Origin of the sequence: Micromonospora sp. NPDC047730, from assembly GCF_043204765.1 — a bacterium.
Lineage (GTDB): Bacteria > Actinomycetota > Actinomycetes > Mycobacteriales > Micromonosporaceae > Micromonospora.
Genome location: NZ_JBIDCU010000028.1, coordinates 33,073 through 56,474 on the forward strand (window position 1 = coordinate 33,073; position 23,402 = coordinate 56,474).

Here is a 23,402-nt window from a genome sequence, read left to right on the forward strand (position 1 = left end):
CGGCCTACAGTCCACGCCGCCGGCGGCCAGATGCTCTCCACGATTGCTGAACCAAGCGACGAATCATTGACGTATCCGCTTGCGCAACACGATTATCTGACGCAGTCGCGTTGTCGGCGAACCGTCGCCCCGAAAGGACGACAGATGAAGCCAGAGGACTTCCGCGACCTGATGCGTGAACTCTCCCGGGGTTGCCATTCTCGCCCCGGCGGGTCGCGCTGGTCGGCCACGGGCAACGACCTGCTCGCCAGTGGAAATGCGCGCCTGCCGCGGCCACTTCTCGGCGGCGCGCGAACGGACGCGACGTCCGGCGCCGCGCCGAGTTGCGCGAATTCCTCGCTCGACCTGCCGCACGGCGGCGGTGCGACGCGCACGTCCACATTCTGGCAACACCAGTTCTCGCGCGTACGGCCGCGAACCTCGCCGTCCGGAGGCTGTCCTGGCCGGCCGACGGCGCGCGCGCCACCGCGGACCTCCACGTGGTGCCCCACCCGTCCGGCCGGCGATCACCTCATGGTCATCGGCGAACTGCGCGGCTCCCGCCGGTGCCGGCGTCGACCACCGCGGTACGGCCTGCGTCAGTTCTTCCTGCCCGCACCCCAAGCCTGCGACCGCCGAGGTGACGATGCCGTCGAATCTCGCCCTGTCCCTGCACTTCTTCCTCCAACTCGCGGTAGTGCTGTTCACCTGCTGGTCGGTCGGACTCCTCCTCCGCCGACTGGGTCAGCCACAGGTCGTCGCCGACATGGTCGCGGGTTTCCTGCTGGGACCGACGCTGCTCGGTCTCCTGCTGCCCGCCCTGCAAGGCTGGCTGTTCCCGACCACGCTGCATCTGGGCGCCGGCGACGCCGGTAGCCGCATCGCCCACCCTTCGCTGATCGTGCTCTACGTGGCCGGTCAACTCGGTCTGGTCCTCTACATGTTCGTCGTCGGGATGTCGTTCCGCACCGACGTGCTGACCGGACACCTCCGTTCGGCGTTCGGGTCGTCCGTCGCTGGCGTCATCGCACCGATCGCCACCGGCGCGGTGCTGGGCTGGATGCTGGCCAGCGACCGAACCTTCTTCGACGAGAAGGTGTCCGCATGGCAGGCGGCCCTCTTCGTCGGCACGGCAATGGCGATCACCGCCTTTCCGATGTTGGCGCGCATCATCCACGAGAACAATCTCGGCGGCAGCCCCACCGGGACGGTGGCGCTGGCGTGCGCCGCCGTCGACGACACCGTCGCCTGGGTCCTGCTGGCCGTGGTGGTCTCCTCGGCCCAGGGTGACGCGTCGGTCGCGCTGCTCGCCCTCGGCGGTGGTCTGGTCTACGTCCTCGTGGTCCTGACCGTGGGTCGCGCCCTGACCGCCAGGCTCGCCCGCTGGGCCATGGACGACAACGGACTGCGTCCCGCCGGGCTCATCACCACGATGATCATCCTGCTGCTCTGTGCCGCGTACACCGAGGCGGTCGGGATCTACGCGGTGGTGGGGGCCTTCCTGTTCGGCGTCGCCATACCCCGTGGCCGCTTCACCGAGGCCCTGCGGGCGTGCATCGAGCCGGTCACGGTCCGGCTGCTGCTACCGACGTTCTTCGTCTACTCCGGCCTGGCCACGCAGTTCAGCGTGTTGACGGATCCCGGTGTGCTGCTGGTCCTGGTGATCGTGGTCCTGGTGGCCTTCCTGAGCAAGGGCGTGGCGTGCACCATCGGTGCCCGCACGGCCGGCCTACCGTGGGGCTCCGCGGCCTCGGTCGGTGCCCTGATGAACGCACGCGGACTGATGGAACTCGTCCTGCTGAACATCGGCCTGGAGAAGGGACTGGTGACGCCGGCGCTGTACACCGTCCTGGCCCTGATGACCGTCATCACCACCCTGGCGGCCACACCGCTGTACTACTTCATCCAACGTCGGTCGGGATCACCGACCCCACCGGTCTCCGACGGCGACATCGTGGCGGAGACGGAAGTCGGTCACCCGACCGGGGCGCCACGGGAGCCGTCCGCTCAACCTCGTTGAGCCGGCTCCGGACGCGCACGCGGGGCGTGATCCTGCCCGCGCTCGGAGTGTCGGCGCGCCAACCAGAGACGGTGGGCGAACAGCATCCCGTAGCCGGCGAGAACCGCGCCGAGCACGGCCAGCGCACCACCGTCCGCGGAGCGGCGCGCCGCATCCAGGATCACGCCCAGCATCGCCGCCGCGACGATCAGGGACACGTGGTTCGAGGCCCAGAACACCACCGGTGTCATGCGCCGGGGGTCGAGGTCACGCATCGCGCCGCCCCGGAGCTGCCCGACGAGCCAGGCCGACAGCGGCGCGGTGGCGGCCATCGCCGCCCAGACCAGCCACGGCACCCAGCCGAGCAACGCGAAGACGGTGAGCGTCGCGTACCCGACCAGCTGCGCACCGACGATCACCCGCACCGCCGGTCGGTAACCGATGATGACGGGCAGCGTGCGCTTGCCGACCATCGCGTCCGATCGGCGGTCGCCCAGGTTCATCACCATCATCCGCGCGACCTGCAGCACCGCGGTGGGCGCCAACACGGCCAACAGCAGCATCGGTACGGTGCCGGTCTGGAGCACCACCGCGACGGCCGGCCACAGGCCGTTGAGTATCGCGGCGACCGTCATCTCCCCCGCGCCCCGGTAGTTCAGCCGCAACGGTGGCGCCGTGTAGAACCAGGCCAGCAGCACGGCTGCGGCGGCGAGCACGCGCGCCTGCCAGGACGGCATGACAGCCACCATCAACGCCGACACTCCGAACAGGACGACTCCGGCGCGCAGCGACACCACGGGTGCGACCACCCCGTCGACGAGGGCCCGGCTGCCGCCCGTCCATGGCGTGAAGTAGACGTTCGCCCGGTCGGCCGCCAGGTCGAAATACTCGTTGCAGTAGTGCGTCATGACGTGGACCGTCCACGCGAACAGTTGCGCGACGGCGTACCACGTGAGATCGAGCGGATGGCCCTGGTGTACCGACACCGCCACGGCGAGACCCACCGGCAGGAGGTTGTACAGCAGGAAGCGGAGTCGGGCCAGTCGGACGAAACCCCGCCACGGAGTTTCGCCCTGCCCTGCCGGCGGCCCGGCCGCAGACCCGCGAGGTCCCGCCACCGACTGCGATTCCGACAACGCGTCCATCGTGTAGCGCCTCCCCCGTGTTCAGACCGCGACCACAACCTTCGTCTCCGCCAACGACAATCGCCACGATCTGTCGGGTAAGCGTCCATCGCCACGGCGGTACGACGCCCGACCGGCTCGTCCGTTGCGGTGGTATGGCGGCCGGCGTGCCGGGGGCGGCATTCGGGGAGTTCGGTCAGGTGCCAGCGCTCCCCCGCCCACCGGCTGCCGCAGGTGGATCAGCGGCGGATCAGGCGTCGACACGCTGGCCAGGCGGTCCTTGAAAAGCTGCCGATCCACGTGGGTCGCGGGTTGAAGTGGCGGTCCTCGCCAAAGAGAGCACGGACAGCCTTGTGCGGACTGCTCACCGGTCGAGGCCAGTACGCAGCGTCAGCTTGGGGAATTCCACAACGCCGGGAGTCCGGGCCAGTCCGACCACTGGCCACGGCGGTCCCGGATCGTCAGCGCCCTGGGCCACCGGTCCGGGTTGTGCCGGGGCGCGGCGTTGTGGCAGCAGGGGTGGCCGGCGGGTTGGGCCGGGACGAACGCAGGACCCACATGGCGATGCCGCTCGCTATGGTGCTGAACAGCGCGACCGTGGCCACCAGCACCTCGGCCAGGAACACCGTCCGCCAACTCAGCGCCTGCGCCAGCATGCCGCTCGCGACGGGTCCGATCAGGAGAGCGGCGCCGAGCGCGAGGCCGAGCGCCAGCCGGGCCCGGGAGCGCCAGCGGACCAGCTGACCGGACAGGGCGAGGGCGACACCGGCCACAGTTCCGGCCCCCAGCCCGACGATCACCCGCCCGACCGCCAACAGTGCCGGCCCCGGCGTGAACGCGCTCACGACGCAGCCGACGATAAGGAGTGCCAGCGCAGGCAACGCGATTACAGTGGGCCACCGCCGGCCGAGCAGGTAGCCGGGCGCGACCAGGGCCACCGCTGCCACCACGTACTGTGCGACCACGGTCGTTGTCATGCCCGCGGTGGACAGTCCGAGGTCGCGCGTGATCGCGCTGACCAGCGGTCCGAAGGGCGCGGTGAGGAGTCCGACGGCGAGCAACGCACTGAGCGTTGGGCCAGCAAGCGACCAGAGCGGGCGAACCATCGATGGTCGGGCCTGTGCGGGGTATCCGGGCGGGATCACGCGGTGAGTGTATGGACCCGACCCTCGGTCGCCAATAGCTCGCACAGAGCCCGGCGGGGGCCGCTCGGCCGTCGGCGGCAGCGTCCCGGCCCGTCCATGAGTGTCCGCCGTGATCGTCACCCAGTTTGTCACTCACCGACTCCGGGCCGCTCCGAGCAAACGCCCACCATCCAGCCTTGCGGTGGAGGGGTCTGGTGGAGGGTCGGTGTGCGGCGCGCACGGACGGTGTGTGCATACCGCATGGCCGGGGCATGACACGGCGTGGATTGGCTCTGTCGCCGGTCAGCGGCAGCCTCGGAGGCATGGACGACGTCGTAATCGAAGTGGACAGCCTGCGCCGCAACTACGGGCAGTTCGAGGCGGTCCGGGGGGTGTCGCTGCGGGTCCACCGTGGTGAGCTGTTCGCCCTGCTCGGCACCAACGGAGCGGGAAAGACCACCACGATCGAGGTGTTGGAGGGGCTGCAGCCGGCCACCTCCGGCCGGGTCCGGGTGCTCGGGCTGGACCCGGTGCGGGACCGGGCCGCGCTGCGCCCACAAACGGGGGTGATGCTCCAGCACGGCGGATTCACCGGCTCGCTGACGGTTCGGGAAACGGTGGAGATCTGGCGCTCGCTCACCGTCCGGCCGTACAGCTCCCAGCAGGTGCTGGAACTGGTCGAGCTGACCCACCGGAGGGACGTGGCGGTCGAGCAGCTCTCCGGGGGCGAGGGGCGGCGGCTGGAGCTGGCCCTGGCCGTGCTCGGCCGGCCGCAGGTGCTCTTCCTCGACGAGCCGACCACCGGCATGGACCCGGCCTCCCGGCGGCGCACCTGGAACGTCGTGCGGGAACTCCAGCAGGACGGCACGACGGTGCTGCTCACCACGCACTATCTGGAAGAGGCGGAGGTGCTCGCCGACCGGGTGGCGATCATGCGCCGTGGGCACATCGTAGCGACGGGCGCCCCGGACGACATCGTCCGCACCCTGCCCGCCCGGATCACCTTCCGGCTGCCGAAGGCGGACGTGCCCCCCGGCCTGCCGCACGCCACGCGCTCGGTCGAGGGCGACCGGGTCACGTACGAGTCGCGTCAGCTCCAGGCCGACCTGACCCGGCTGCTCGACTGGGCCAACACGAGCGACGTCCAACTTTCCGCGCTGTCAGCGCGACCGGCCACCCTGGAGGATGTCTTCCTGGACATCGCCGCCGACCACGATCCGACCAACCAGCACGCGGATCCGGAGACCGCCCGATGAGCGAGACGATGACGACGCAGACCTCGACCACCGCACCCGGCGACCGGGCCACCCGACCGTTCTGGCAGGTGACCGCGCTGCTGAAGATGGAACTGTTGGCCCTGCGCCGCAACTGGACGGCCACTGCCATGTCTGTGTGCACCCCCCTGATCATCGCCATCCTGCTCGTCAGCGGCTACGCAGGTCAGACAGTGCCCGGCGTCCGCAGGGTCGTCAGCGTCACCACCCTGGTCATGGTCTTCCTGGTGCACCATCACCTGACGACCGTGTACGCCTCGCGCCGCCAGGAACTGGTGCTCAAGCGCCTGCGCGCCGGGCTTGCCTCGGACCGCACCATCCTGCTCGGCACGGCCAGCAGCACCATCCTGATGTTCCTCGCCCAGTTCGTCGTGCTGGCCTGCTACGCCGTCGCGGTGCTCGGTCTGCCGGGGCCGACGAACCCGCTGGTCATCGCGGTGGCCCTGCTGCTGGGGTCCGCGATCATGGCGGCGTTCTCGGCCGCGCTTTCTGCGGTCACCCGCACGTCCGAAGCGGCCATGCTGACCACCCTGCCGACCATGGTGATCTTCCTGGCCACGCCAGGTGCGATGCTGCCGCTCGGCGCGCTGCCGGAGTCGCTGGAGCGGGTGCTCTGGTTCCTGCCCAGCGGGCCGTTCACCGAGGTGATGCGGGTCGGCTGGCTCGCCCACACCGACGAGGGCCAGGCGCTGACTCTCGCCGAGACCTTCGTCGCGGTGCTGCCGTCCCTCGGTGTGCTGTTGGCCTGGCTGGTGGTGTCGCTTCTCGTGGCACGCCGGTACTTCCGCTGGGAGCCCCGGCACAGATGATCGAGGGTCCCGGCATCGTGCGCGCTCCACTCGCGAAGCGCGTCCACGGCGAGCAGCAACCAGGCGGGCGCCTGCCCGCATACGACAACCAGGGGACCGAGCTGTGCCACGAACCGGACGACCATCGGGCGACCCACGCGGCGCCCGACTTCGACACAGACCCTAGCGGCGCTGGCCACCTGGCCAGGAAGGATGACCGTGGACAGGGGTCAGACGTTGAAGCGGAGCTAAGAGCCGCTCGCCCGCCACCAGCGGTAACAGCCCTCGGCACTTGTTCACAGGGTGTTTTCGGCTGTCATCGATGGTTGCTGGTCGACGACGTTTCACGCTGTCTTGTGCCCCGCGCCCAGGCGACTCCTTGGCCCCAAGCAACGATCATCTCGGCGACGAGGTCGACCGCGATCAGTGATTCCGGCATCTTCGGTGTGGCCGGCTGCCACACTCTGCCCTGTGGTAAGTGGGAACGACGGGGCGTCCGATGACAGGTCAGTGCGGGCGCCGCGCGGCATTCGACCGCTACGCGAGGGCGTCGGCGTAACCAGCGTGGAGCTCTTCTTCGATCTGGTGTTCGTCCTCGCGTTCATCCAGGTCGTTGCGTTGATGGAGGACGACTTCACCAGCCACGGCGTGCTGAACGGAATGCTTGCGCTGGCCCTGTTGTGGTCGACGTGGTCCATCTATGCCTGGTTGGGCAACAGCCTCCAAGCTCGGGTCGGGCTGATCCGGATTGCGCTGCTGTTCGTGGCGGTGGTCACCCTTGTAATGGCGGTGGCGGTCCGGCAGGCATTCACCGACCTCCGGGGCGCGGCTCTTTCCGGCCCGATGGTGTTCGTCGCATGCTTCGTGGTCGTTCGGCTGGTGCATCTGGCGCTGCGCTGGTACGCCATTCCAGGCACGGGGCCGCGCGTCGTCCTGCTGATCGCCGCGCCACTGTTCGTCGCCTCTGTCCTTCTGTTCTCCGCCGCCGTCCTGCCGCAGCGACTGTTCCACGACCCGTGGCTGGTCAAGGCGAGCCAGACCGGGTTCTGGATCCTCGCCATCGTCATCGACTACGGCCGCGCCCTGCTGATGCGGTCGTGGGGGTGGCACATCATCTCGGCCCGGCACTGGGCGGAGCGGCACGGCCTCATCGTGCTCGTCGCCCTTGGCGAGTCGCTCACAGCGGTTGGCCTGATCAGTAGCAGCGTGCCGATGACTGGATCGCTCATCGCGGCCCTCGTCTTCGCCATCGTCATCGCCGCCGCATTGGGCTGGACCTATTTCGACGTCGTCGCGATCGCCGCCGAGCGGACGCTGATCCAGAACCCCGTCCAGCGCCGGGTCGCCTACGCCCGCGACGCCTACAGCTATCTGCACCTGCCGATGATCGCCGGCATCATGCTGCTCGCCCTCGGGCTGCACAAAGTGGTGACGATCATCAAAGACAACGAACTGCACCATTCGGCCGCGCGACTGGAGGGCCTGGGCCTCTACGCCCTCTACGGTGGAGCAGCCCTGTTCCTGTTCTCCCACGTCGGCTTCCAACTGCGGATCACGCGCCTGCTCAGTCGGGTCATCTGGCCGCGTCTGATTACCGTAGCGCTGCTGGTGGCGCTCATCCCGGCGGCCAGCCAACTTTCGGCGGTGGTAGCGCTCGGCCTGTTGGCGGCTGTCTGCGCCAGCCTGGTCATCACGGAGGTCCTCGTCGCCGGCAGGCGGCGTAGAGAACTGCGCGAGGCGGCCCTAGCTGGAGGCTTTCGGCCAGAAGGCCCCTAGATCGGCCCGGAGCCGCCCCAACTTCCGCATGACCTTGCGCTCGGGTGCCATGCCGCCCGCCTGACCGGTGACATGCAACTGCCGGGGCCACCGAACCGGCCGACGAATCGGGATAACGACAGCAACGTCGGCCTATCGGTGAGTCAGACCAAGCTGGCGACCCACCCCACCATCCTCACCGTCTGCCATCGGCCCGCCCCAGGGGAGCGGGCCGCCGCCAGGCCCGCCACGTCCAGCGGACCTTGACGGCTCGCACGGACGCTGGCGGGCGGGAATGGTTCAGGTCCGCGAGGTATCCCAGTTGCCGCAGATGACCTGGTTGAACGTCCCGTACCGGCTGCAGACCCGGATGGTGATGTATCGGTTTTCCGCCACGTCCTCGTCACAGCCGATCCGCCCGCCGATGCTGTCTCCGCAATAGCCGGTGCGCCCGTAGTTGGTGTACCACTCGGCGTACGACGCATAGACGCCGGGGTATTCTTCGTAGGTGAAGTGGGTGAGGGTGATGTAGTCCCCGTTGCTCTGGAAGTTCGCCGACCCATATCCGTTGTACGAGTACGCGTCGGCGCTTGCCGGTGCGGCTACGCCCAGCACGAGCGCGAGGGTCGCCGCCACGAAAACGGCCGCTGTCCGCATCGACTTCATTCACTTCTCCCTGCTGCCGGCGAGTCCTGCCCTGCTCTGGTCCAGGAATCTTGAAGGATCACTGTCGGTTCTTGCGGCTCCGGCCGTAGTCATCTGGCGTATCCGAGTAGCAGCGCCCGGTGCGGTGCTTCCTCTCATTCGGCCACCAGCATCGACACTTACCGCGGCCGCGACGCCGTCGGTCCAATCGAGATGATTGTTTGGCCTCTGTTCCGCATCGGGCAACACCGTTCGGCCCTACCCGAAGGGTCCGGGTCGGGGCCTACGCCCATCGACGGCCTTCCGTAGGGTCGGGTAGCAACGTGGGCGCCGGCGCTCGTCCGCCGGCAACTACCGTTGCCGGTACGGGTCAGGGAGGTCTATCAGTGCTCACGGTCGTCAGAACCGCGGACACACCGGCAGCCGAGCGGCGCGAACGGTGGCGGTCCATCGTCTGCGACACCCTCGGCCCACTGGACATGCGGATCGACCCGGATGTGCCGTTGGACGGTGAGATCACGACCGGCCGGCTGGGCGATGTGGGCGTGGCGAACGTCCGTACCAGCACGCCCCATGGTGTCCACCGAACGCGCGGCCTGATCCGCAAGGGTGACGCGGACCTGTACCGTGTGGTACTGCCCATCAGCGGCCACCCGCGCCTGACCCAGGACGGCCGGGAGACGGTCCTCGCCCCCGCCACGTTCGGCGTCTACGACTTCAGCCGCCCATACGATCTGGTCTACACCGACGCGGTGGAGCTGGCGGTGTTCGGGTTTCCGCGCGAGCTGCTCCCGGTGCGGCCGGGCGTGGTTGCCGGGCTCACCGCGGTGGCGGTGCCCGCAACCGGGGTCGGCGGACTGCTCGCCCCGATGCTGGGTCGCATCGCCCGGGAAATCGGCCAGTACGATCCGACCACCGCGGCGCGGCTGGCACCGATCCTGCTCGACCTGCTGGGCACCGCCCTCTGCGAGTACACCGGGTACTCCGACCCGGTCGAGTCGTCACAGCAGGCGCTGCTGTTCCAGGTGAAGGCCTTCATCGAGCAGCACCTGGGGAACACCGACCTCACGCCCGCGGTGATCGCCGCGGCACACCACGTCTCGCTGCGCCAGCTGCACCGGCTGTTCGCTCCGGAGCAGACCTCGGTCGGCGCCTGGATCCGCCAGCGGCGCCTCGACCGTTGCCGCAAGGACCTCGCCGATCCGGCAGAGAGCGGCCTGACGGTCGGCGCCGTCGGGGCCCGGTGGGGTCTGCCCGACTCCGCGCACTTCAGCCGGCTGTTCCGGGCCGCCTTCGGCGTGCCACCCAGCGACTACCGGCGCATGTCGCTCAACCCTGTTGCCGCCAGTCGGGCTCTGGGCGCCCACGTCCACGATCCGGTCGCCGTGCGTGGTCGCACTGACGGTCATCATCGCGACCCAACCGTCCCAGGTGGTCGCCTCCGGCATGAGGATCGACTGTGATGCCTGATCCCGCCCCGCCGAAACCGTCCAGGGGCTCGGAAACCGGGCGGCGCTGGTGCGCGGCAACGCCGCCGGCGACGTCGTTCAGGCAGATGCCGCAGCCGCGCCCTGCTCGTTGACCGGTGCGTAGGTCAGCACCACGACGCCGGACTGGAACGTGGTGGTGTCCAGCAGCCGGAACGACGCCATCCCGTCGCCGTCGGCGAACAGGCGCGTGCCGTCCCCGACCACGACCGGGTAGGTCACCAGGCGGATCTCGTCAATCAACCCGTGTGGCAGCAGCCGGGTGACGAGCGCGTTGCTGCCGAAGACGAGCAGATCCCCGCTCAGGTCGGTCTTCACCTTCCCGATCCGGGTGGCCGGGTCGTCGGCGATGACCGTCGTGTTGTTCCAGGTGGGCTCGTCCAGGGTGGTGGACACCACGTACTTGGGCATCGTGTTTATCTTGTCGGCGTATCCCGCCTCGTCGGTCATGGTCGGCCAGGACGCCGCGAATCCTTCGTACGTGACGCGGCCAAGCAGCAACGCCTCGGCGTCGTGCAGCTGGCGCAGGCCCTGCTCCATCGAGTCGGCACTCACGAACTGGAACGCCCAGCGATCCGGCCGTTCAATGACACCGTCGAGCGTGGTGAACATCGAGACGACGAGCTTACCCATGGCGTTCCTCCAACAGTTGGCGCGTGTAGCGGGGTGACGGCACAAGTCTGCTCGCCGGCACCGGTTTGGTCTTGGACGTGCGCGCCAGGGACTTGACCGACCGCGCCACGTGGAAGCGCCACCGGGCGGAAACGCTGCTCGGTTTGAAGGTCCGGGGTGGAGGCAGGCGTCGAAGCGGTCGGTGCCGCTGCGCGGGCCGGTGCTGCCGGCCGGGTCGGTCCCGCCCGCGCCTCGGGCATGATCTAGGAGGCCACGCAGCCGGGATCGCGACCGTCCTCGGGGCCGCCGCCGACCTGGCACCGCTCCCCTACCGGACGAACGACCTCGGCCCCGTCCGCGGAGGCTGGCGGCCCTGGTGATGCACGGCCAGGCGCTCCGCGACGGCAGTCGCCTGGGACGGCGCGGCGACGGTTCCGCTGAGCATCTGTTCCCCCAGTGCGGTGAGGTGGTGCCGCACGGTTCGACCCTGACGGACGGTGGAGACGAGCCCCGCTCCGCGGAGCACCGTCGCGTGCTCGCTGGCGCTCGCTGCCGAGATCGCCAACCGATGGGCGAGCTCGCCGGTGGTGCACGGCGCGGTACCGATGCTGTGCAGGGCGTACGCCCGGGTGCGTCCGACAAGGTCGACCAGCGCGGACAGCCGGTCCGCTCCGGGGGGCTCGGCCATGACGGCGGCCAGGTCAAGGGGTCCGCGCATCGCGGGCAGAAAGAGCATCGACGGTGCCCCTTCGTCCAGCCCGCTGGTCCACAAGACAGGTCGTGGGTCGAGGAATGCCGACGGCACGAGCAGCAACCCTCGTCCGCCGAGGTGGATGTCGGTAGTGGTCGCACCATGGCCCACCTCCAGCACGGGGTAGCGCCAGCGGGCGAAGGGCATCAGCCCGGCCAGTAGGCCCTCTACGCCACTGGTGGCGAGCAGGTGGGTGAGGGCGGCGTGCTCGGTATCGAGCCGAGCCTGGATGTGAGACCAGTGCGGCGCCACCGCGACCTTGTGGTAGTCATGCAGGAAGGTCGCCAGGCGATGCCGGTCGGCCCGGTTGCCCGCCGGGTCACCCACCCCGGCTGGCCAGCGACGATGGTCCCCGTAGCGCCACCTGGTGTCCGCCGCGGCGACCAGCTCGGCGCGCAGGTGTTCCGGGCGCACGGCGAGCAGCGCGGTCAGTCCCTCCTCGATGGACTCGGCCGGGCCGGTGAGGGTGAACAGGTCCAGCCACCTGTTGTCGAACAGTGAGGCGCACGGATGCACCAGGCCGGAAGAGGACCGAGCGACCCGTGTCGACCAGCCCCGCAACCCGTCACCCGGCTGGCCGCGCCGCAACCGCCCGAGGCTCAGATACGTCTCGGCCAGGGGCCCCCAGCTCCGCATCAGCCGGACCCGGGCCAGGTCCTCGGCTGTGAACTGGACACGGTACATGAGCCCTCCGACATGCGCTCCGGTCGATTGTCACCCTACGTGCAGGCTGCGCTCACCGTCACGCCGGGTCGGATCCTTCAGGCGAGAGCCATAGGCGTCGCCGATCTCGGCCAGCACTTCCGATCCTGCGTCGGTCAGCCGAATGACCGCCCCCCAGGATCGATGTAAAGTTTTCTAGACACGAAGTCAAAGATTCGCTACCTTCGGGATGTCAAAGATTCCAGACATCCGGAGGGCTCGTCATGACGCACGAAGAGAAACGCGCGTGGATCAGGCTGGTCGTCGCCGTGCTCGGCTACTCCGCCTACGTGGCCCTCACCGTCAGCCGCGCCGATGGTCGTTCGCTGCCCGACGTGCCGTACGCGAGCGCCCTGTTGTGGACGGTCGGCGCGGCCATCGTCGCGTCGATCGTGGCGGAGACCGGCATGGCCGTCGTGAATCCGGGCGCGCCGCGCGTCAAGGACGTGCGGGACCGCGAGATCGGGCGGCTCGGCGACCACGTCGGCCAGTCGTTCGTGGTCGTCGGCGCGGTCGCCGCGATGCTCATGGCCATGGCGGACTGGGACCGGTTCTGGATCGCCAACGTCATCTACCTGTGCTTCGTGCTGTCGGCGATCCTCGGCGGCATCACCAAGGTCATCGTGTACCGCAGGAGCCTCCCGCAGTGGTGAAGCCGACGCAGGTCACCAACTGCATCCGCGCGCTGCGCTTCGCGCACGGCGAGATGACCCAGGCCGAGCTCGCCGAGCGCATCGGCGTGACCCGGCAGACCCTCATCGCCATCGAGCAGGGCCGCTATTCGCCATCCCTGGAAATGGCCTTCCGGATCGCCCGGGTGTTCGGCGTTCCGCTCGACGACGTGTTCCAGTACCCCGACTCCCCCGAGGAGAAGTCGTGAAAGCGATCGCCCACGACGTGTACGGCCCGGCCGACGTGCTCGAGCTCCGCGAGGTCGACAAACCCTCGGTCGGAGACGACGAGGTGCTCATCGAGGTACGCGCCGCTGGCCTGGACCCAGGCGTGTGGATCTTCATGACCGGCCGGCCCATGGCGGTGCGGCTCGCGGCCGGGCTGCGCCGGCCCAAGGTCACGGTGCTCGGTCGGGCCGTCGCTGGTGTGGTGGTGGCGGTCGGCGCCGGCGTGACCCGCCTGCGCCCCGGCGACGAGGTGTACGGCACCTGCCAGAGCGGCTCGTTCGCCCAGTACGCGACGGCGCGGCAGCACCGGCTGGCACCCAAGCCGGCCAACCTCACCTTCGAGCAGGCCGCGGCGATGCCCATCTCCGCGGTGACCGCGCTACAGAGCATCCGCGACGCACGCGTGCAGCCCGGACAGCGGGTGCTGATCACCGGCGCGGCCGGGGGCGTCGGGTCGTTCGCCGTCCAACTGGTCAAGGTATATGGGGCAAGCGTGACCGGCGCCTGCAGCACCTCGAAGATCGAGCTGGTGCGTTCCATCGGTGCCGAGGACGTCATCGACTACACCCAGCACGAGATCGACCGTGACGGCGCGCGATACGACATCATCATCGACACTGCCGGCAACCGGCCGTTGTCGCTGCTCCGGCGCGCAACCACGCCGCGCGGGACGATCGCCCTCGTCGGTGGCGGCCACGCCACAGGCTGGCTGCTCGGCGGCTTCCAACGCCAGCTGGCCGCGCCGTTGCTCTCACTGTTCGGCAGCCAGCGAGTGTGCGGCGTGGCCGCTCGGGAGCGCTATGAAGATCTCGAGGAACTGACCACCCTCACTGAGGCGGGCTCGGTCACCCCGGTCATCGACCGCACCTACGCTCTCGCCGACGCGCCCGACGCGATGCGCTACCTCGCCCAGGGCCATCCCGCGGGGAAGATCGTCGTCACGGTGCAACCCAGCCGGGAACGGCACAGCACGATCCCCGCGACCGCGATATAGCTGGCGCTCGCGTGAAATGACCCCTATCGGCCGGACGCCGGCATCTTCCTCGGGGTCCCGCCGCACGCGGGCGCCCCGGCGCTCTGTCAGCGGCATGGGCGTGACGGATCATTGAGCGGTGATGAACCCTGCCGCGCTGCCGGCCCAACCCGGTGCGTTCTCGTTGGCCGTTCCGCCGCTGTTTGCCGCGCTGGCTCCGGCGCGGAGCATCCTCATCGCCGGAGCGGGCGGCGGGTTCGACGTGTACGCCGGCCTGCCCTTGGCGTTCGCCCTGTGGCGCGGTGGCGCACAGGTGCACCTGGCCAGCCTGTCCTTCTCCGAACTCGAACTGATCGACCGGGACGCGTGGGTAGCGGAGCACGTCGCGGCGGTGCAGCCGGACACCACCAGCCCGGACTGGTACTTCCCCGAACGGACGCTCGCCCGGTGGCTGGCAGCTCAGACGCTGCCGTCGACCGTGTACGCCTTTCCGCCGCTCGGTGTCCAGCCGTTACGGGCCGCGTACCGACACCTGGTCGAACAACTCGACATCGATGCGGTGGTGCTGGTCGATGGCGGCACCGACGTCCTGCTACGCGGCGACGAAACCGATCTCGGCACCCCGGTGGAGGACATCACCAGCCTGGCCGCCGTGGCCGTGCTGGACGTGCCGGTCAAGCTGGTGAGCAGTCTCGGCTTCGGCATCGACGCCTACGACGGCGTCAACCACGTCCAGGTGCTGGAGAACCTCGCCGCACTCGACCGCGACGGCGGCTACCTCGGCGCCCTGTCCATCCCCGGTTCCAGCCCGGAGGCGGCGCTTTACCGCGATGCTGTCGCCGACGCCCAGGCCGCCACCCCGGACCGGCCGAGCATCGTCCAAGGACAGATCGCCGCCGCCACCAGCGGCGCGTTCGGAGACGTCCGGTTCACCCGGCGCACCGGCGGCGGCGACCTGTTCGTCAACCCGCTGATGGCGATCTACTTCACCGTCGACCTCGACAAACTCGCCGCCCGATGCCTGTACCTCGACCGCATCGAAAACACCGTCGGCAGACGACAGGTCATCACACGCATCCAAGCGTTCCGCGACGAACTCCTCAACGCACGCGTCCCTCGCGCGTTCCCCCACTGAACGGCCGGACGGCGGCACGAGCGGAAGCCTCAGGGAAGCCGTTCGGTGAGCGTTTCAGCGGGGTGCACGTCTGGCCTCGACGAGGGTCCGAGTCGAGTGGGCCACGAAGGAGCCGTGGTGGCGAATGTGGGCGTCCAGTCGCTCGAGGGTGTCCCGGTACCGCTCCACTGTGAAGTCGGGCACCCACCAGACGCATTTACGCAGGGTGTAGACGACCGCGCCGATGTCGAAGAACTCCATCCGGCAGCGAGCGGTGCGCAGGTCCACGATCTCGAGCGCGGCCGCCCGCGCTGCCGCGGCCTCACGATCGGGGTGACGACCAAGCCGCTCCTGCGGCAGCGGGCCGAGGAAGAACTCGATGAGCTCGAACGCGGATGCCGGCCCGACGTGCTGGGCGAGGTACGTGCCGTCATCGGTGAGCACGCGGGCGATCTCGCTCCAGTCGGGGTCCACTGGATGGCGGCTCGTCACCAGATCGAAGCTGGCGTCGGGGAAGGGCAGGGGCCGGCCTTGCTCGACGGGCACGACCTCGACACCGCGGGGCGACAACGTCTGACGGGCACGCTCGACGTTCGGGCGCCAGCCTTCGGTGACGACCATTCTCGGCGGTAGGTGCGGCACCTCGGCGATGATCTCGCCGCCACCGGTGTCGATGTCCAAGGCCGCGGTGACGTGGGGCAGGCGCGATGCGATCAACCGCGAGTACCCCCACGGCGGCCGCTCTTCCGTTGCCCGGCCCTCAAGCCAGTCGAAGTCCCAGCCGGACACGTCCACTGCGGCGGCCTCATCGACCAGCTCACTGAACGTACGCACACCGAGAATCCTGCCGGAATCGTCAACTGGTTTGCGTGGCCACGCGTTGCCTGACCGGCGACGTTCGACACCCCAGGCGAGGCAGTGCGTGTCGATGGTGATCCCGGCGGCGTGGCGATCGAGTACGCCCTGCACGACCGCGGCGGGCCGGATGCGGGTTCCTCAAACCTGCATCCGGGCGGCCAGGCCCGACTCGCGCAGGCGGCGGCGCTGCCCGTCGGCCACGATGACCTCCACGACGATCAGAATGAAAGAGACAGCCGCCAGCAGGCCCAGCGCACCGATGGCCGATATCCGCCGTGCGACAGGGACGAGCGCGGCCAGCACCAGAACGGCGGCCACCCGGGTCCAGATGATCGTCCTGATCGTGTGGGCCATCCGCAGCTGGTAGGCGACGTTGGCCAGGAGGAAGAGGGCTATCCCCCCGTAGAGGCCGAAGAGACCGATGGCGGAGAGCCGTTCGTCGGGGTGGTGTCCTTCGATGTGGCCGACGTTCTTGACGAGCTCGCGTATCCCGAGGGCCGGCAGGAGGATGCCGGCGACCATGGGAAGGTGCAGGTAGCTGTAGGCGTCCCGGGCGAGGGCGAATCTGGTCTTCGGGTCGGCCCGCTCGAGGACCTGCTCACCGACGAGCGCCACCACGTCGAAGTAGGTCCAGAGCACCGCCCCGGTGACCGTCATGGCCAGCATGACGGCGAGCAGGAGCTGCCAACTGAGCGACACGTTGGAGCTGGACGTCCCGATCGAGATGATGTTCTCGCCCACGGCCACGATCAGGATCAACCCGTACCGCTCGCACCAGTGCCGGGCGGAGAAGATGCCGATCTCCCAGACGGGCAACGTGAAGCTGCCCACGTAGTCCACGAGCACGGCCAGCAGCCAGAGGAGGGTCACGGCGATGGCGACCTGTCGCTGGTCGGTGAGGAGTCGGTGCGGCACGAGTGCGGCGCAGACGAGCAGGGCGGTGCTGGCGACCATCGGCACTGCGGGCACCAGGATGTGCCGGGCCAGGCGCCGGGCCGAGACGGCGTACGCGTACAGCGCCAGGTGCAGCGACCGCACGAGAAAATAGCAGATGGGGAAGACGAGCGGGCCGTACAGCCCGCCGGGCCGATCGGTGAACGTGACGAGGGTCGACAGCGCCATCACGAAAGTGATCCCGGTGACCACGAACAACCCGAACCGCATCACTCCGAAGCTGGCCTGCAGGTTGTTGCTCAGCCACGCGAAGGCGCCCCAGGACCACCACAGCAGGGCCAGCACGAGCATTCCGCGAAGCACGCCCTGAGGGGTGTAGTCGCTTCGGATCAGCGCGACGAGTTGGACGAAGGCGAACACGAAGACCAGGTCGAAGAAGAGTTCCTCGGTGGCCGTGCGGGTGCCTTCGCGTACCCGCCGCCTGCCGAGCAGGCTGACGACGGCGTCGCGCAGGTGCGCGCGTACGGACTTGCGCCCTGTGGTCTTCCCCCTGTCACCTCCGGCCGTCGGTCCTTCCTCCGTCACCGCGCCAGTCTGACAGGACGCCCGGCTCGGAATGGCCCGTTTCGTACTGGTCGGCCGGATCCTATGCGGGTCGGCCGGGTGGCGCCGCCGAACGGTGGCTGGAGAAGCACAGGAAGGACCCCGAGGGGATGTCACGAGTTCGGGGAACGACTCGCGGGCACCGGATGCGGGAGGCGGTTCGCTCACGACTGCGATCCGGAAGCCGGCTGCGGTGAACTCGCTTTCACTACCTGTTCCGCCAAAAGTTGCTGCCCTTCTCCATACCCGCATCCCGTCAGCGCTGCCGGCGCGAGCGTCAGTTTGGAAGAGCGTGCTCACCCGGCCGGGATGCCCGAAAGCCTGCGGTCAGCAGCAGAGCCTCGTACCTCTCGTGCCCGCTCACGACCGTTGCGCTCCACGGTTACCGGCCCGTGGATGGCCCAGACGAAACCGGGCTGCAAGGTCATCGACAAGGTCAAGAACGTCACGCGAGCCATCGATGGACACCACCGGCAGGTGCAGTTCGACGGCCTGGCGCCGGACTTCAGCGTCCCACAGTTCGTCGCGAGCCAGTCGCAGAGCAAGCGCCTCGCTGTGGTGGCTGTCTCCCCAGTTCGCTCGGGCCCTCGCGACGTCGGCGAATCGAGCCCGCAGTGCCCGATCCCGAAACTGCGGCGTTGGCAGGAGGAAGGCTGCCTGCTCTGGCCACGTCAGCAGCGGAGCGACGTCGCCGGGCAGAGTTCGGAAATCATCGACCAGGACCGGACGGTCGGTGGGCATCGCGAGCAGGTCATCGACAACGAACCCGAACGTTTCCCCGTGCAGGCTCGGCATCGACTCGAAGATCTCCTGGGCGCTGCGGCTGTTCCATCTCTGCGCCGGCGGAGCTTGCAGCAACGCCCAGAGGTACGGCTGCTCGTGCGCGGTGCACCGGCTGGCGTAGTTGCGCTCCGCGCGATCGCCGTCGTAGATCAGCACGTCGTAGCGCTCGGCTAGGGCTTGGGCGAGGGTGCTCTTGCCTGACCCGGTACCGCCGGCCAGCCATCTCACATGCGAGAGGCGGCGAGCAAGATCTACACCTTGGTTATCAGCAGCCACGCCACGAGAGACTGCCGATATCGCGGGCAAAGAAACAGTCTTGTTCTTTCCTGGGCGGCCGGCGAAGATCAAGAAAGGGAGCTTGGTATGCGGGTGCGGACGCGGCGGATCGCTGAGGGCTGGGGTTCGGGGCGGAGCCCCGAGGTTTCAAGGTCTGGCAATCCCGAAGCGTGGCCGGTCGGCCCGGCCGATGCCAGCCGGAGGCCGCCAGCAGGTCGGGGCCGAACCGGCACAAGCCCGCTGTGCGGGCCGCCTTGATGCGTCGAGAGAACAACTCGGCAGGCAGAGACCGGTCGCTGGAACCTGACCGACGGTCAAGCAACGCCAGCCAACTCCAACTTGACTGATCTTGGTCTCCAGAACGCCGAAAAGGGCCGACCCGATGTCCGGATCAGCCCTTTGACCTGCGTCGGGACGGCCGGATTCGAACCGACGACCCCTTGACCCCCAGTAGTCCGGCGGCCCAGCGGCATGCTCGCGCACGTTTGCCCAGGTCGTCTGAAGCATAAACCGACCGAGTAAAGGAGTCCTCGCACCACTCCCCCGCCACCATCCCTCGGCTTCCCTGCCCAGACGAGGAGGTCGTGACCTCCCGCCGACTGACGTCGTGGGAGTCCATGTCAGATGATCGACACGAGGCCAATACCAACACGGCTGTGCCTTCTCGGCGCCATCCCGCTCGACTAATCGGCGCTCTACCTGGATCGAAACGGGGTCCGGGCTAGCTGCGGGGCCCGCCCAGGCTGGAAGGGATTCTTCGACGGAGGCAGCTGGCGGGCTAACTCCGCCTTCGGCCAATCGGCAGCGACGGTAACGCAAGCCGCTGCGGCACTCTCTGGCGGTGGCCATAACGACGCGCCAACTAATGCGAACCGCACTTCTACGACACCGAACCCGCACGCTTCGCATCGGTGGTATCCGGAGAGGCATGCGAGCCGTCACACGTTCACTCTCCGGGAGGTCGGCTTCTCGGGATGCGGGCGGTTTCGGGTCGCACCAGTGCGGGCGTGCGTCGCGTAGAGAGCGAGCCCCACGAAGACCAGGCCGCCGACCAAGTTGCCGACCACTGTGGGGATCTCGTTCCACACCAGGTAGTCGGCGATCGAGAAGTCGCCGCCGAGCATCAGGCCGGCCGGGAACAGGAACATGTTCACCACCGAGTGCTCGAACCCCATGTAGAAGAAAATCAGGATCGGCATCCACATGCCGATCACCTTCCCCGACACCGACGTCGAGATCATCGCGGCGACGACGCCGGTGGAGACCATCCAGTTACACAGGACACCGCGGATGAAGAGGGTCAGCATCCCGGCGGCACCGTGGTCGGCGTACCCGACCGTCCGAGACGTGCCGATCGCGCCGAGCCGCTGGCCGACCTCGTTCGGGTCCACGCTGAAGGCGAAGGTCAGGATCACGGCCATCATGAGCGCGACGGTGAGCGCGCCGGCGAAGTTGCCCACAAAGACCAAGCCCCAGTTACGCAGGACCGAACGCAGTCTGACGCCCGGCCGCCTGTCGATCAGTGCGAGGGGAACAAGGGTGAACACACCGGTCAGGAGGTCAAACCCGAGCAGGTACAGCAAGCAGAACCCGATGGGGAAGAGAAGGGCTCCGACGAGGGGTTGCCCCGTCTCCACGGTGATGGTGACCGCGAACGCCGCAGCGAGCGCGAGGATGGCACCGGCCATGTACGCACGGATCAACGTGTCTCGGGTGGACATGAACACTTTAGCCTCGCCCGCGTCGATCATCTTCGCGACGAACTCCGATGGGGTCACATAGGACATGGACTCGATCCTTCTGGTGTGGGCAACCACGGACCTGCCGGTGTGCCCCAAGATCCGGGCTGTCCGGTCGGTCTCGGCACTATAGATGTCTTTCGTCGTAACACCATGAGGATCATCGAGGCGCGTCAGATCACCCCGTTTTGTCGGAGTAGGGGCTACCAGGCGCCCACCCTGCCCGCAGGCGATGCGGCGCATCGGGCGCCTGGCGTACGCGATCCTCGAAGGCACGCTGGTCCGCACCGACCGGCTTGGGCTGCGTCAAGGATCTTGGACAGGTCTTCGTGGATTTGCTGGTCAGGCTGCTATCAGGGTCTGGTGTTCGGTGAGGGCTTCGGCGGGGGTGCGGTAGTCGAGGGCTGAGTGCAGTCGTTGCCGGTTGTAGAACACTTCGATGTACTCGGCGATGGCGAATCGGGCGCGGGCGCGGGTGTCGAAGCGCTGCCGGTGATACATCTCGTTCTTGAGGGTGGCGAAGAACGATTCGGCGGCGGCGTTGTCCCAGCACACACCGGTACGGCCCACGCTCGCGCGTATCCCGGTTCGCACGCAGTAACGGGCGAACTCGGCGGAGGTGTGCTGGGCGGATTCAACCGGTCGTCGCAACACCGGGTTGTTGGAGCGATTGTAGGTGTTCGTCGAGGGCTTCGGCGGGTGTCTTCCAGCCGAGGGTTTTCCATGGCCGGCTGTTGAGCGCGTGGGCGACAGCGTTGATCTCGTCGGCACTCCACCGGGACAGGCCGGTGCCTTTCGGGAAGTACTGCCGCAGCAGCCCGTTGGTGTTCTCGTTGGTGCCGCGTTGCCAAGGGCTGTGCGGGTCGGCGAAGAACACCGGGACGCCCGTTTCGACCGTGAAGCGTGCGTGCGCGGACAGCTCCTTGCCGCGGTCCCACGTCAGCGATCTGCGCAGCTGCTCGGGCAACTGGATGATCGTGTCGGCGAGGGCTTTGCTCATCGTGATGGCCCCGTAGCCGGCGAGAGCGGGGCCGTTCTTCGTCCGCGGGATCACACCCCAGCCGGCCTCACGAGGCAGGTGGATCAGCATCGTGAACCTCGTGGTCCGCTCGACCAGTGTCCCGATCGCGGAGCGCTGCAACCCGATGATCAGATCTCCTTCCCAGTGCCCGGGGACGGCACGGTCCGCGACCTCGGCGGGCCGCTCACTGATCAGCGTGCCGCTGGTGACGTGCGCCCACGCGCGTTGCTTCGCACGCGCCCGGGGAACACGAAGAGCCCGACCGGTCCGCAAGCAGGTGACGAGTTCACGCTTGAGGGCGCCACGGCTCTGGACATAGAGCGCCTGGTAGATCGCCTCATGGCTGATGCGCATGGACTCATCCTCCGGGAACTCGGCCCTGAGCCTGCGGGAGATCTGCTCCGGGCTCCACCCATTCGTCCATGCCCGATCGGCCCGGTGAGGCTTGTTGCGGCCCTTCCACTGCGGGCCCTGCGGCCCAGCGACCAGCCGGCCGTCCGCTGTCCGGATCGCACCCGCAAGCCGCTGCTGGACGTACTCCCGGAGCCGATCATTGGCCAGCAGCTTCGCGGTCTTCGGCCGGCGGGCTCGACGCTCAGCATGCCACTGCGCGGTCGAAGCCTTGTAGTCCAACCGGTACGTCCTGGTCGAGGCGTTACGCCGCAACTCCCGCGAGATCGTCGACGGGTCCCGGCCGAGCTGGCGTGCGATCGCACGAACACCCATGCCCTGCGCCCGCGACAGAGCGATGTCCTCCCGTTCGCTGAACGACAGATAGCGGCCCGACACCGTCGGCGGCAACGCAGGATTCACGCCGCCAGCGTGCCGGAACCACCGGAACCCGACCGGCGACGACACACCCGCCGCCGCGGCCGCGTCCTCGGTCATCACACCGGATCGGATCGCAGCCCAGAACTTGACCCGGTCCTCACGCCACGCCACCGTCGGCCGCCCCGGCGAAGGGATCTGACCCCGATACTCCCGAACCCGCTTCTGCCCCGGCCCAACACCCATCGCTTCACCTCTCCGACAGGGTGTTGCGACGACCGGTTGAATCCGCCCAATACGGCAGCGGCGGCTTCGCCGCCGCCTGCCGCCAACACGGCATCCGCCGCTCGATGGGCCGGATCGGCTCGTCGTATGACAACGCACTGGCCGAGGCGTTCTTCGCCACCCTCAAGCGTGAACTCGACGTCGACCACCGCCGTTGGACCAGCGAGGCTGACGCCCGTCGCGACGTGTTTCGGTGGATCGCCTTCTACAACCACCGGCGTCGCCACTCCGCGCTGGGCTATCTCAGTCCCGCCGATTACGAACAGACCCTTCAACCGACTACGCTGCACCAGACTGCGGCATAGCCCGGTGTCCACATCCCGGGAGGAACCTCAGGCCTCCGGCCCAGCCTTGACCCCGACACCGCACACACGCCTGCCCGAAATCCTGCCGGAAGACGGGCAAAACAAATGCCACCGGGTCAAAACCCCACCCTTGACCGGCCCCGCTCCTTCATGGATGACACAGAGCAAAATCGTCAACGCCGATCACACCGGGCGTCCGCCCGGTGGGCAACGGGATGCGCAGCAGGGCGCGCAGGGCCGTGTGACGGGACAGGCCCATGGCGAGTATCGCCAGCAAACGCGACCCTGCCCGGCCCGCTAACTCCTTGACCACGGCTTTGACCTGCCTGTTCAGACGGGCCGTGCGGCGCTGGTATCGCTCCAACACCCCGGGAACCTGTTCCCGGAAGGTGTGGCGGCAGCCGCGCGTGGGGCACACCAGACGCCGCGCCCGCACGCGGACCACCACCCGGCGCCCGTCGACCGGAACGTCGGCCGCCGTCCGCCAGTGATAGCCGTGGACCCGTCCCGACGAGGCCCCGCACATCGGGCAGACCGCGGTGTCCTGCGGCGTCCGGGCCCGCACCACGATCTGCTCACCCTCGTCGACCACGTCCTCGATGATCAGCGGGGACAGCCCCGAGAACACCGCCTTTACAAGCTCA

The 23,402-nt window shown here is 68.5% G+C and carries 20 protein-coding genes and 2 pseudogenes; 10 read left to right on the forward strand and 12 right to left on the reverse strand.

What is annotated here, in order from left to right:
- Window positions 1-625 precede the first annotated feature (625 nt).
- Window positions 626-1,999, forward strand: coding sequence for a cation:proton antiporter (locus ACGF5G_RS33450; protein WP_393270455.1), 1,374 nt, complete (start codon window positions 626-628; stop codon window positions 1,997-1,999).
- Here ACGF5G_RS33450 and ACGF5G_RS33455 read toward each other — a convergent pair.
- Together ACGF5G_RS33455 and ACGF5G_RS33460 are read right to left on the reverse strand one after the other, a co-directional pair.
- The gene (locus ACGF5G_RS33455; RefSeq protein ID WP_393270457.1) at window positions 1,987-2,982 is read right to left on the reverse strand and encodes a prenyltransferase; all 996 of its coding nucleotides are present in this window, start codon (window positions 2,980-2,982) and stop codon (window positions 1,987-1,989) included. The two genes, ACGF5G_RS33450 and ACGF5G_RS33455, sit on opposite strands and share 13 nt — an antisense overlap.
- A gap of 581 nt (window positions 2,983-3,563) precedes the next feature.
- Complete coding sequence (locus tag ACGF5G_RS33460) at window positions 3,564-4,247, reverse strand: MFS transporter (RefSeq protein WP_393270458.1); 684 nt, start codon at window positions 4,245-4,247, stop codon at window positions 3,564-3,566.
- A 302-nt stretch (window positions 4,248-4,549) separates the two neighbouring features.
- On the opposite strand from ACGF5G_RS33460, the gene ACGF5G_RS33465 reads away from it, so the two are divergent.
- The 3 genes from ACGF5G_RS33465 to ACGF5G_RS33475 all read left to right on the forward strand — a co-directional run bounded on the left by ACGF5G_RS33465 (window position 4,550) and on the right by ACGF5G_RS33475 (window position 8,064).
- Entirely contained in the window at window positions 4,550-5,482 is a 933-nt protein-coding gene (locus ACGF5G_RS33465) for an ABC transporter ATP-binding protein (RefSeq protein ID WP_393270461.1), read from the forward strand.
- Window positions 5,479-6,309 carry an ABC transporter permease gene (locus tag ACGF5G_RS33470; RefSeq protein WP_393270463.1) on the forward strand — a complete coding sequence of 277 codons (831 nt, stop codon included), beginning with the start codon at window positions 5,479-5,481 and terminating at the stop codon, window positions 6,307-6,309. The genes ACGF5G_RS33465 and ACGF5G_RS33470 overlap by 4 nt, the downstream gene beginning before the upstream one ends.
- Window positions 6,310-6,852: 543 nt before the next feature.
- Window positions 6,853-8,064, forward strand: a complete 1,212-nt coding sequence (locus tag ACGF5G_RS33475) for a low temperature requirement protein A (protein WP_393270466.1) — start codon at window positions 6,853-6,855, stop codon at window positions 8,062-8,064.
- A gap of 279 nt (window positions 8,065-8,343) precedes the next feature.
- Here the strand turns inward: ACGF5G_RS33475 and ACGF5G_RS33480 are convergent, their stop codons facing one another.
- Complete coding sequence (locus tag ACGF5G_RS33480; RefSeq protein ID WP_393270469.1) at window positions 8,344-8,709, reverse strand: hypothetical protein; 366 nt, start codon at window positions 8,707-8,709, stop codon at window positions 8,344-8,346.
- Window positions 8,710-9,074: 365 nt separating this feature from the next.
- Here ACGF5G_RS33480 and ACGF5G_RS33485 point away from each other — a divergent pair, with 365 nt between their 5' ends.
- On the forward strand, window positions 9,075-10,151 hold the full coding sequence (locus ACGF5G_RS33485) for a helix-turn-helix domain-containing protein (RefSeq protein WP_393270471.1): 1,077 nt from the start codon (window positions 9,075-9,077) through the stop codon (window positions 10,149-10,151).
- Window positions 10,152-10,235: 84 nt separating this feature from the next.
- Here the strand turns inward: ACGF5G_RS33485 and ACGF5G_RS33490 are convergent, their stop codons facing one another.
- Entirely contained in the window at window positions 10,236-10,808 is a 573-nt protein-coding gene (locus ACGF5G_RS33490; RefSeq protein ID WP_393270473.1) for a dihydrofolate reductase family protein, read from the reverse strand.
- Window positions 10,809-11,115: 307 nt separating this feature from the next.
- A complete protein-coding gene (locus tag ACGF5G_RS33495) occupies window positions 11,116-12,222 on the reverse strand; it encodes an ArsR/SmtB family transcription factor (RefSeq protein ID WP_393270475.1) in 1,107 nt (368 codons plus the stop codon).
- A 242-nt stretch (window positions 12,223-12,464) separates the two neighbouring features.
- Here ACGF5G_RS33495 and ACGF5G_RS33500 point away from each other — a divergent pair, with 242 nt between their 5' ends.
- The 4 genes from ACGF5G_RS33500 to ACGF5G_RS33515 all read left to right on the forward strand — a co-directional run bounded on the left by ACGF5G_RS33500 (window position 12,465) and on the right by ACGF5G_RS33515 (window position 15,247).
- Entirely contained in the window at window positions 12,465-12,893 is a 429-nt protein-coding gene (locus tag ACGF5G_RS33500; RefSeq protein WP_393270477.1) for a hypothetical protein, read from the forward strand.
- Window positions 12,887-13,120 (forward strand): helix-turn-helix transcriptional regulator, encoded by a 234-nt coding sequence (locus tag ACGF5G_RS33505; RefSeq protein WP_350712691.1) that lies wholly within the window; start codon window positions 12,887-12,889, stop codon window positions 13,118-13,120. Before ACGF5G_RS33500 ends, ACGF5G_RS33505 begins: the two co-directional genes overlap by 7 nt.
- The gene (locus ACGF5G_RS33510) at window positions 13,117-14,133 is read left to right on the forward strand and encodes an NAD(P)-dependent alcohol dehydrogenase (protein WP_393270479.1); all 1,017 of its coding nucleotides are present in this window, start codon (window positions 13,117-13,119) and stop codon (window positions 14,131-14,133) included. The genes ACGF5G_RS33505 and ACGF5G_RS33510 overlap by 4 nt, the downstream gene beginning before the upstream one ends.
- Before the next feature lie 121 nt (window positions 14,134-14,254).
- A complete protein-coding gene (locus ACGF5G_RS33515) occupies window positions 14,255-15,247 on the forward strand; it encodes a DUF1152 domain-containing protein (RefSeq protein ID WP_393270506.1) in 993 nt (330 codons plus the stop codon).
- 54 nt (window positions 15,248-15,301) lie between these two features.
- On the opposite strand, the gene ACGF5G_RS33520 is transcribed toward ACGF5G_RS33515, so the two are convergent.
- The 6 genes and pseudogenes from ACGF5G_RS33520 to ACGF5G_RS33545 form a co-directional block, all read right to left on the reverse strand.
- Window positions 15,302-16,060: a class I SAM-dependent methyltransferase gene (locus ACGF5G_RS33520; RefSeq protein ID WP_393270508.1), complete on the reverse strand. Its 759-nt coding sequence runs from the start codon at window positions 16,058-16,060 to the stop codon at window positions 15,302-15,304.
- Window positions 16,061-16,222: 162 nt separating this feature from the next.
- On the reverse strand, window positions 16,223-17,563 hold the full coding sequence (locus ACGF5G_RS33525; RefSeq protein WP_393270481.1) for a low temperature requirement protein A: 1,341 nt from the start codon (window positions 17,561-17,563) through the stop codon (window positions 16,223-16,225).
- A gap of 378 nt (window positions 17,564-17,941) precedes the next feature.
- On the reverse strand, window positions 17,942-18,712 hold the full coding sequence (locus tag ACGF5G_RS33530; RefSeq protein WP_393270483.1) for a hypothetical protein: 771 nt from the start codon (window positions 18,710-18,712) through the stop codon (window positions 17,942-17,944).
- An 866-nt stretch (window positions 18,713-19,578) separates the two neighbouring features.
- Window positions 19,579-20,427, reverse strand: coding sequence for a formate/nitrite transporter family protein (locus ACGF5G_RS33535; RefSeq protein WP_393270485.1), 849 nt, complete (start codon window positions 20,425-20,427; stop codon window positions 19,579-19,581).
- Between the two features lie 294 nt (window positions 20,428-20,721).
- Window positions 20,722-21,009, reverse strand: a pseudogene (locus ACGF5G_RS33540) (integrase core domain-containing protein); the annotation flags it as partial.
- A gap of 4 nt (window positions 21,010-21,013) precedes the next feature.
- Entirely contained in the window at window positions 21,014-22,414 is a 1,401-nt protein-coding gene (locus ACGF5G_RS33545) for an IS30 family transposase (RefSeq protein ID WP_393270488.1), read from the reverse strand.
- 20 nt (window positions 22,415-22,434) lie between these two features.
- Here ACGF5G_RS33545 and ACGF5G_RS33550 point away from each other — a divergent pair, with 20 nt between their 5' ends.
- Complete coding sequence (locus ACGF5G_RS33550) at window positions 22,435-22,758, forward strand: transposase (protein ID WP_393270491.1); 324 nt, start codon at window positions 22,435-22,437, stop codon at window positions 22,756-22,758.
- A gap of 160 nt (window positions 22,759-22,918) precedes the next feature.
- Here the strand turns inward: ACGF5G_RS33550 and ACGF5G_RS33555 are convergent.
- A pseudogene (locus tag ACGF5G_RS33555) lies at window positions 22,919-23,386 on the reverse strand (transposase family protein); the annotation flags it as partial.
- Window positions 23,387-23,402 lie beyond the last annotated feature (16 nt).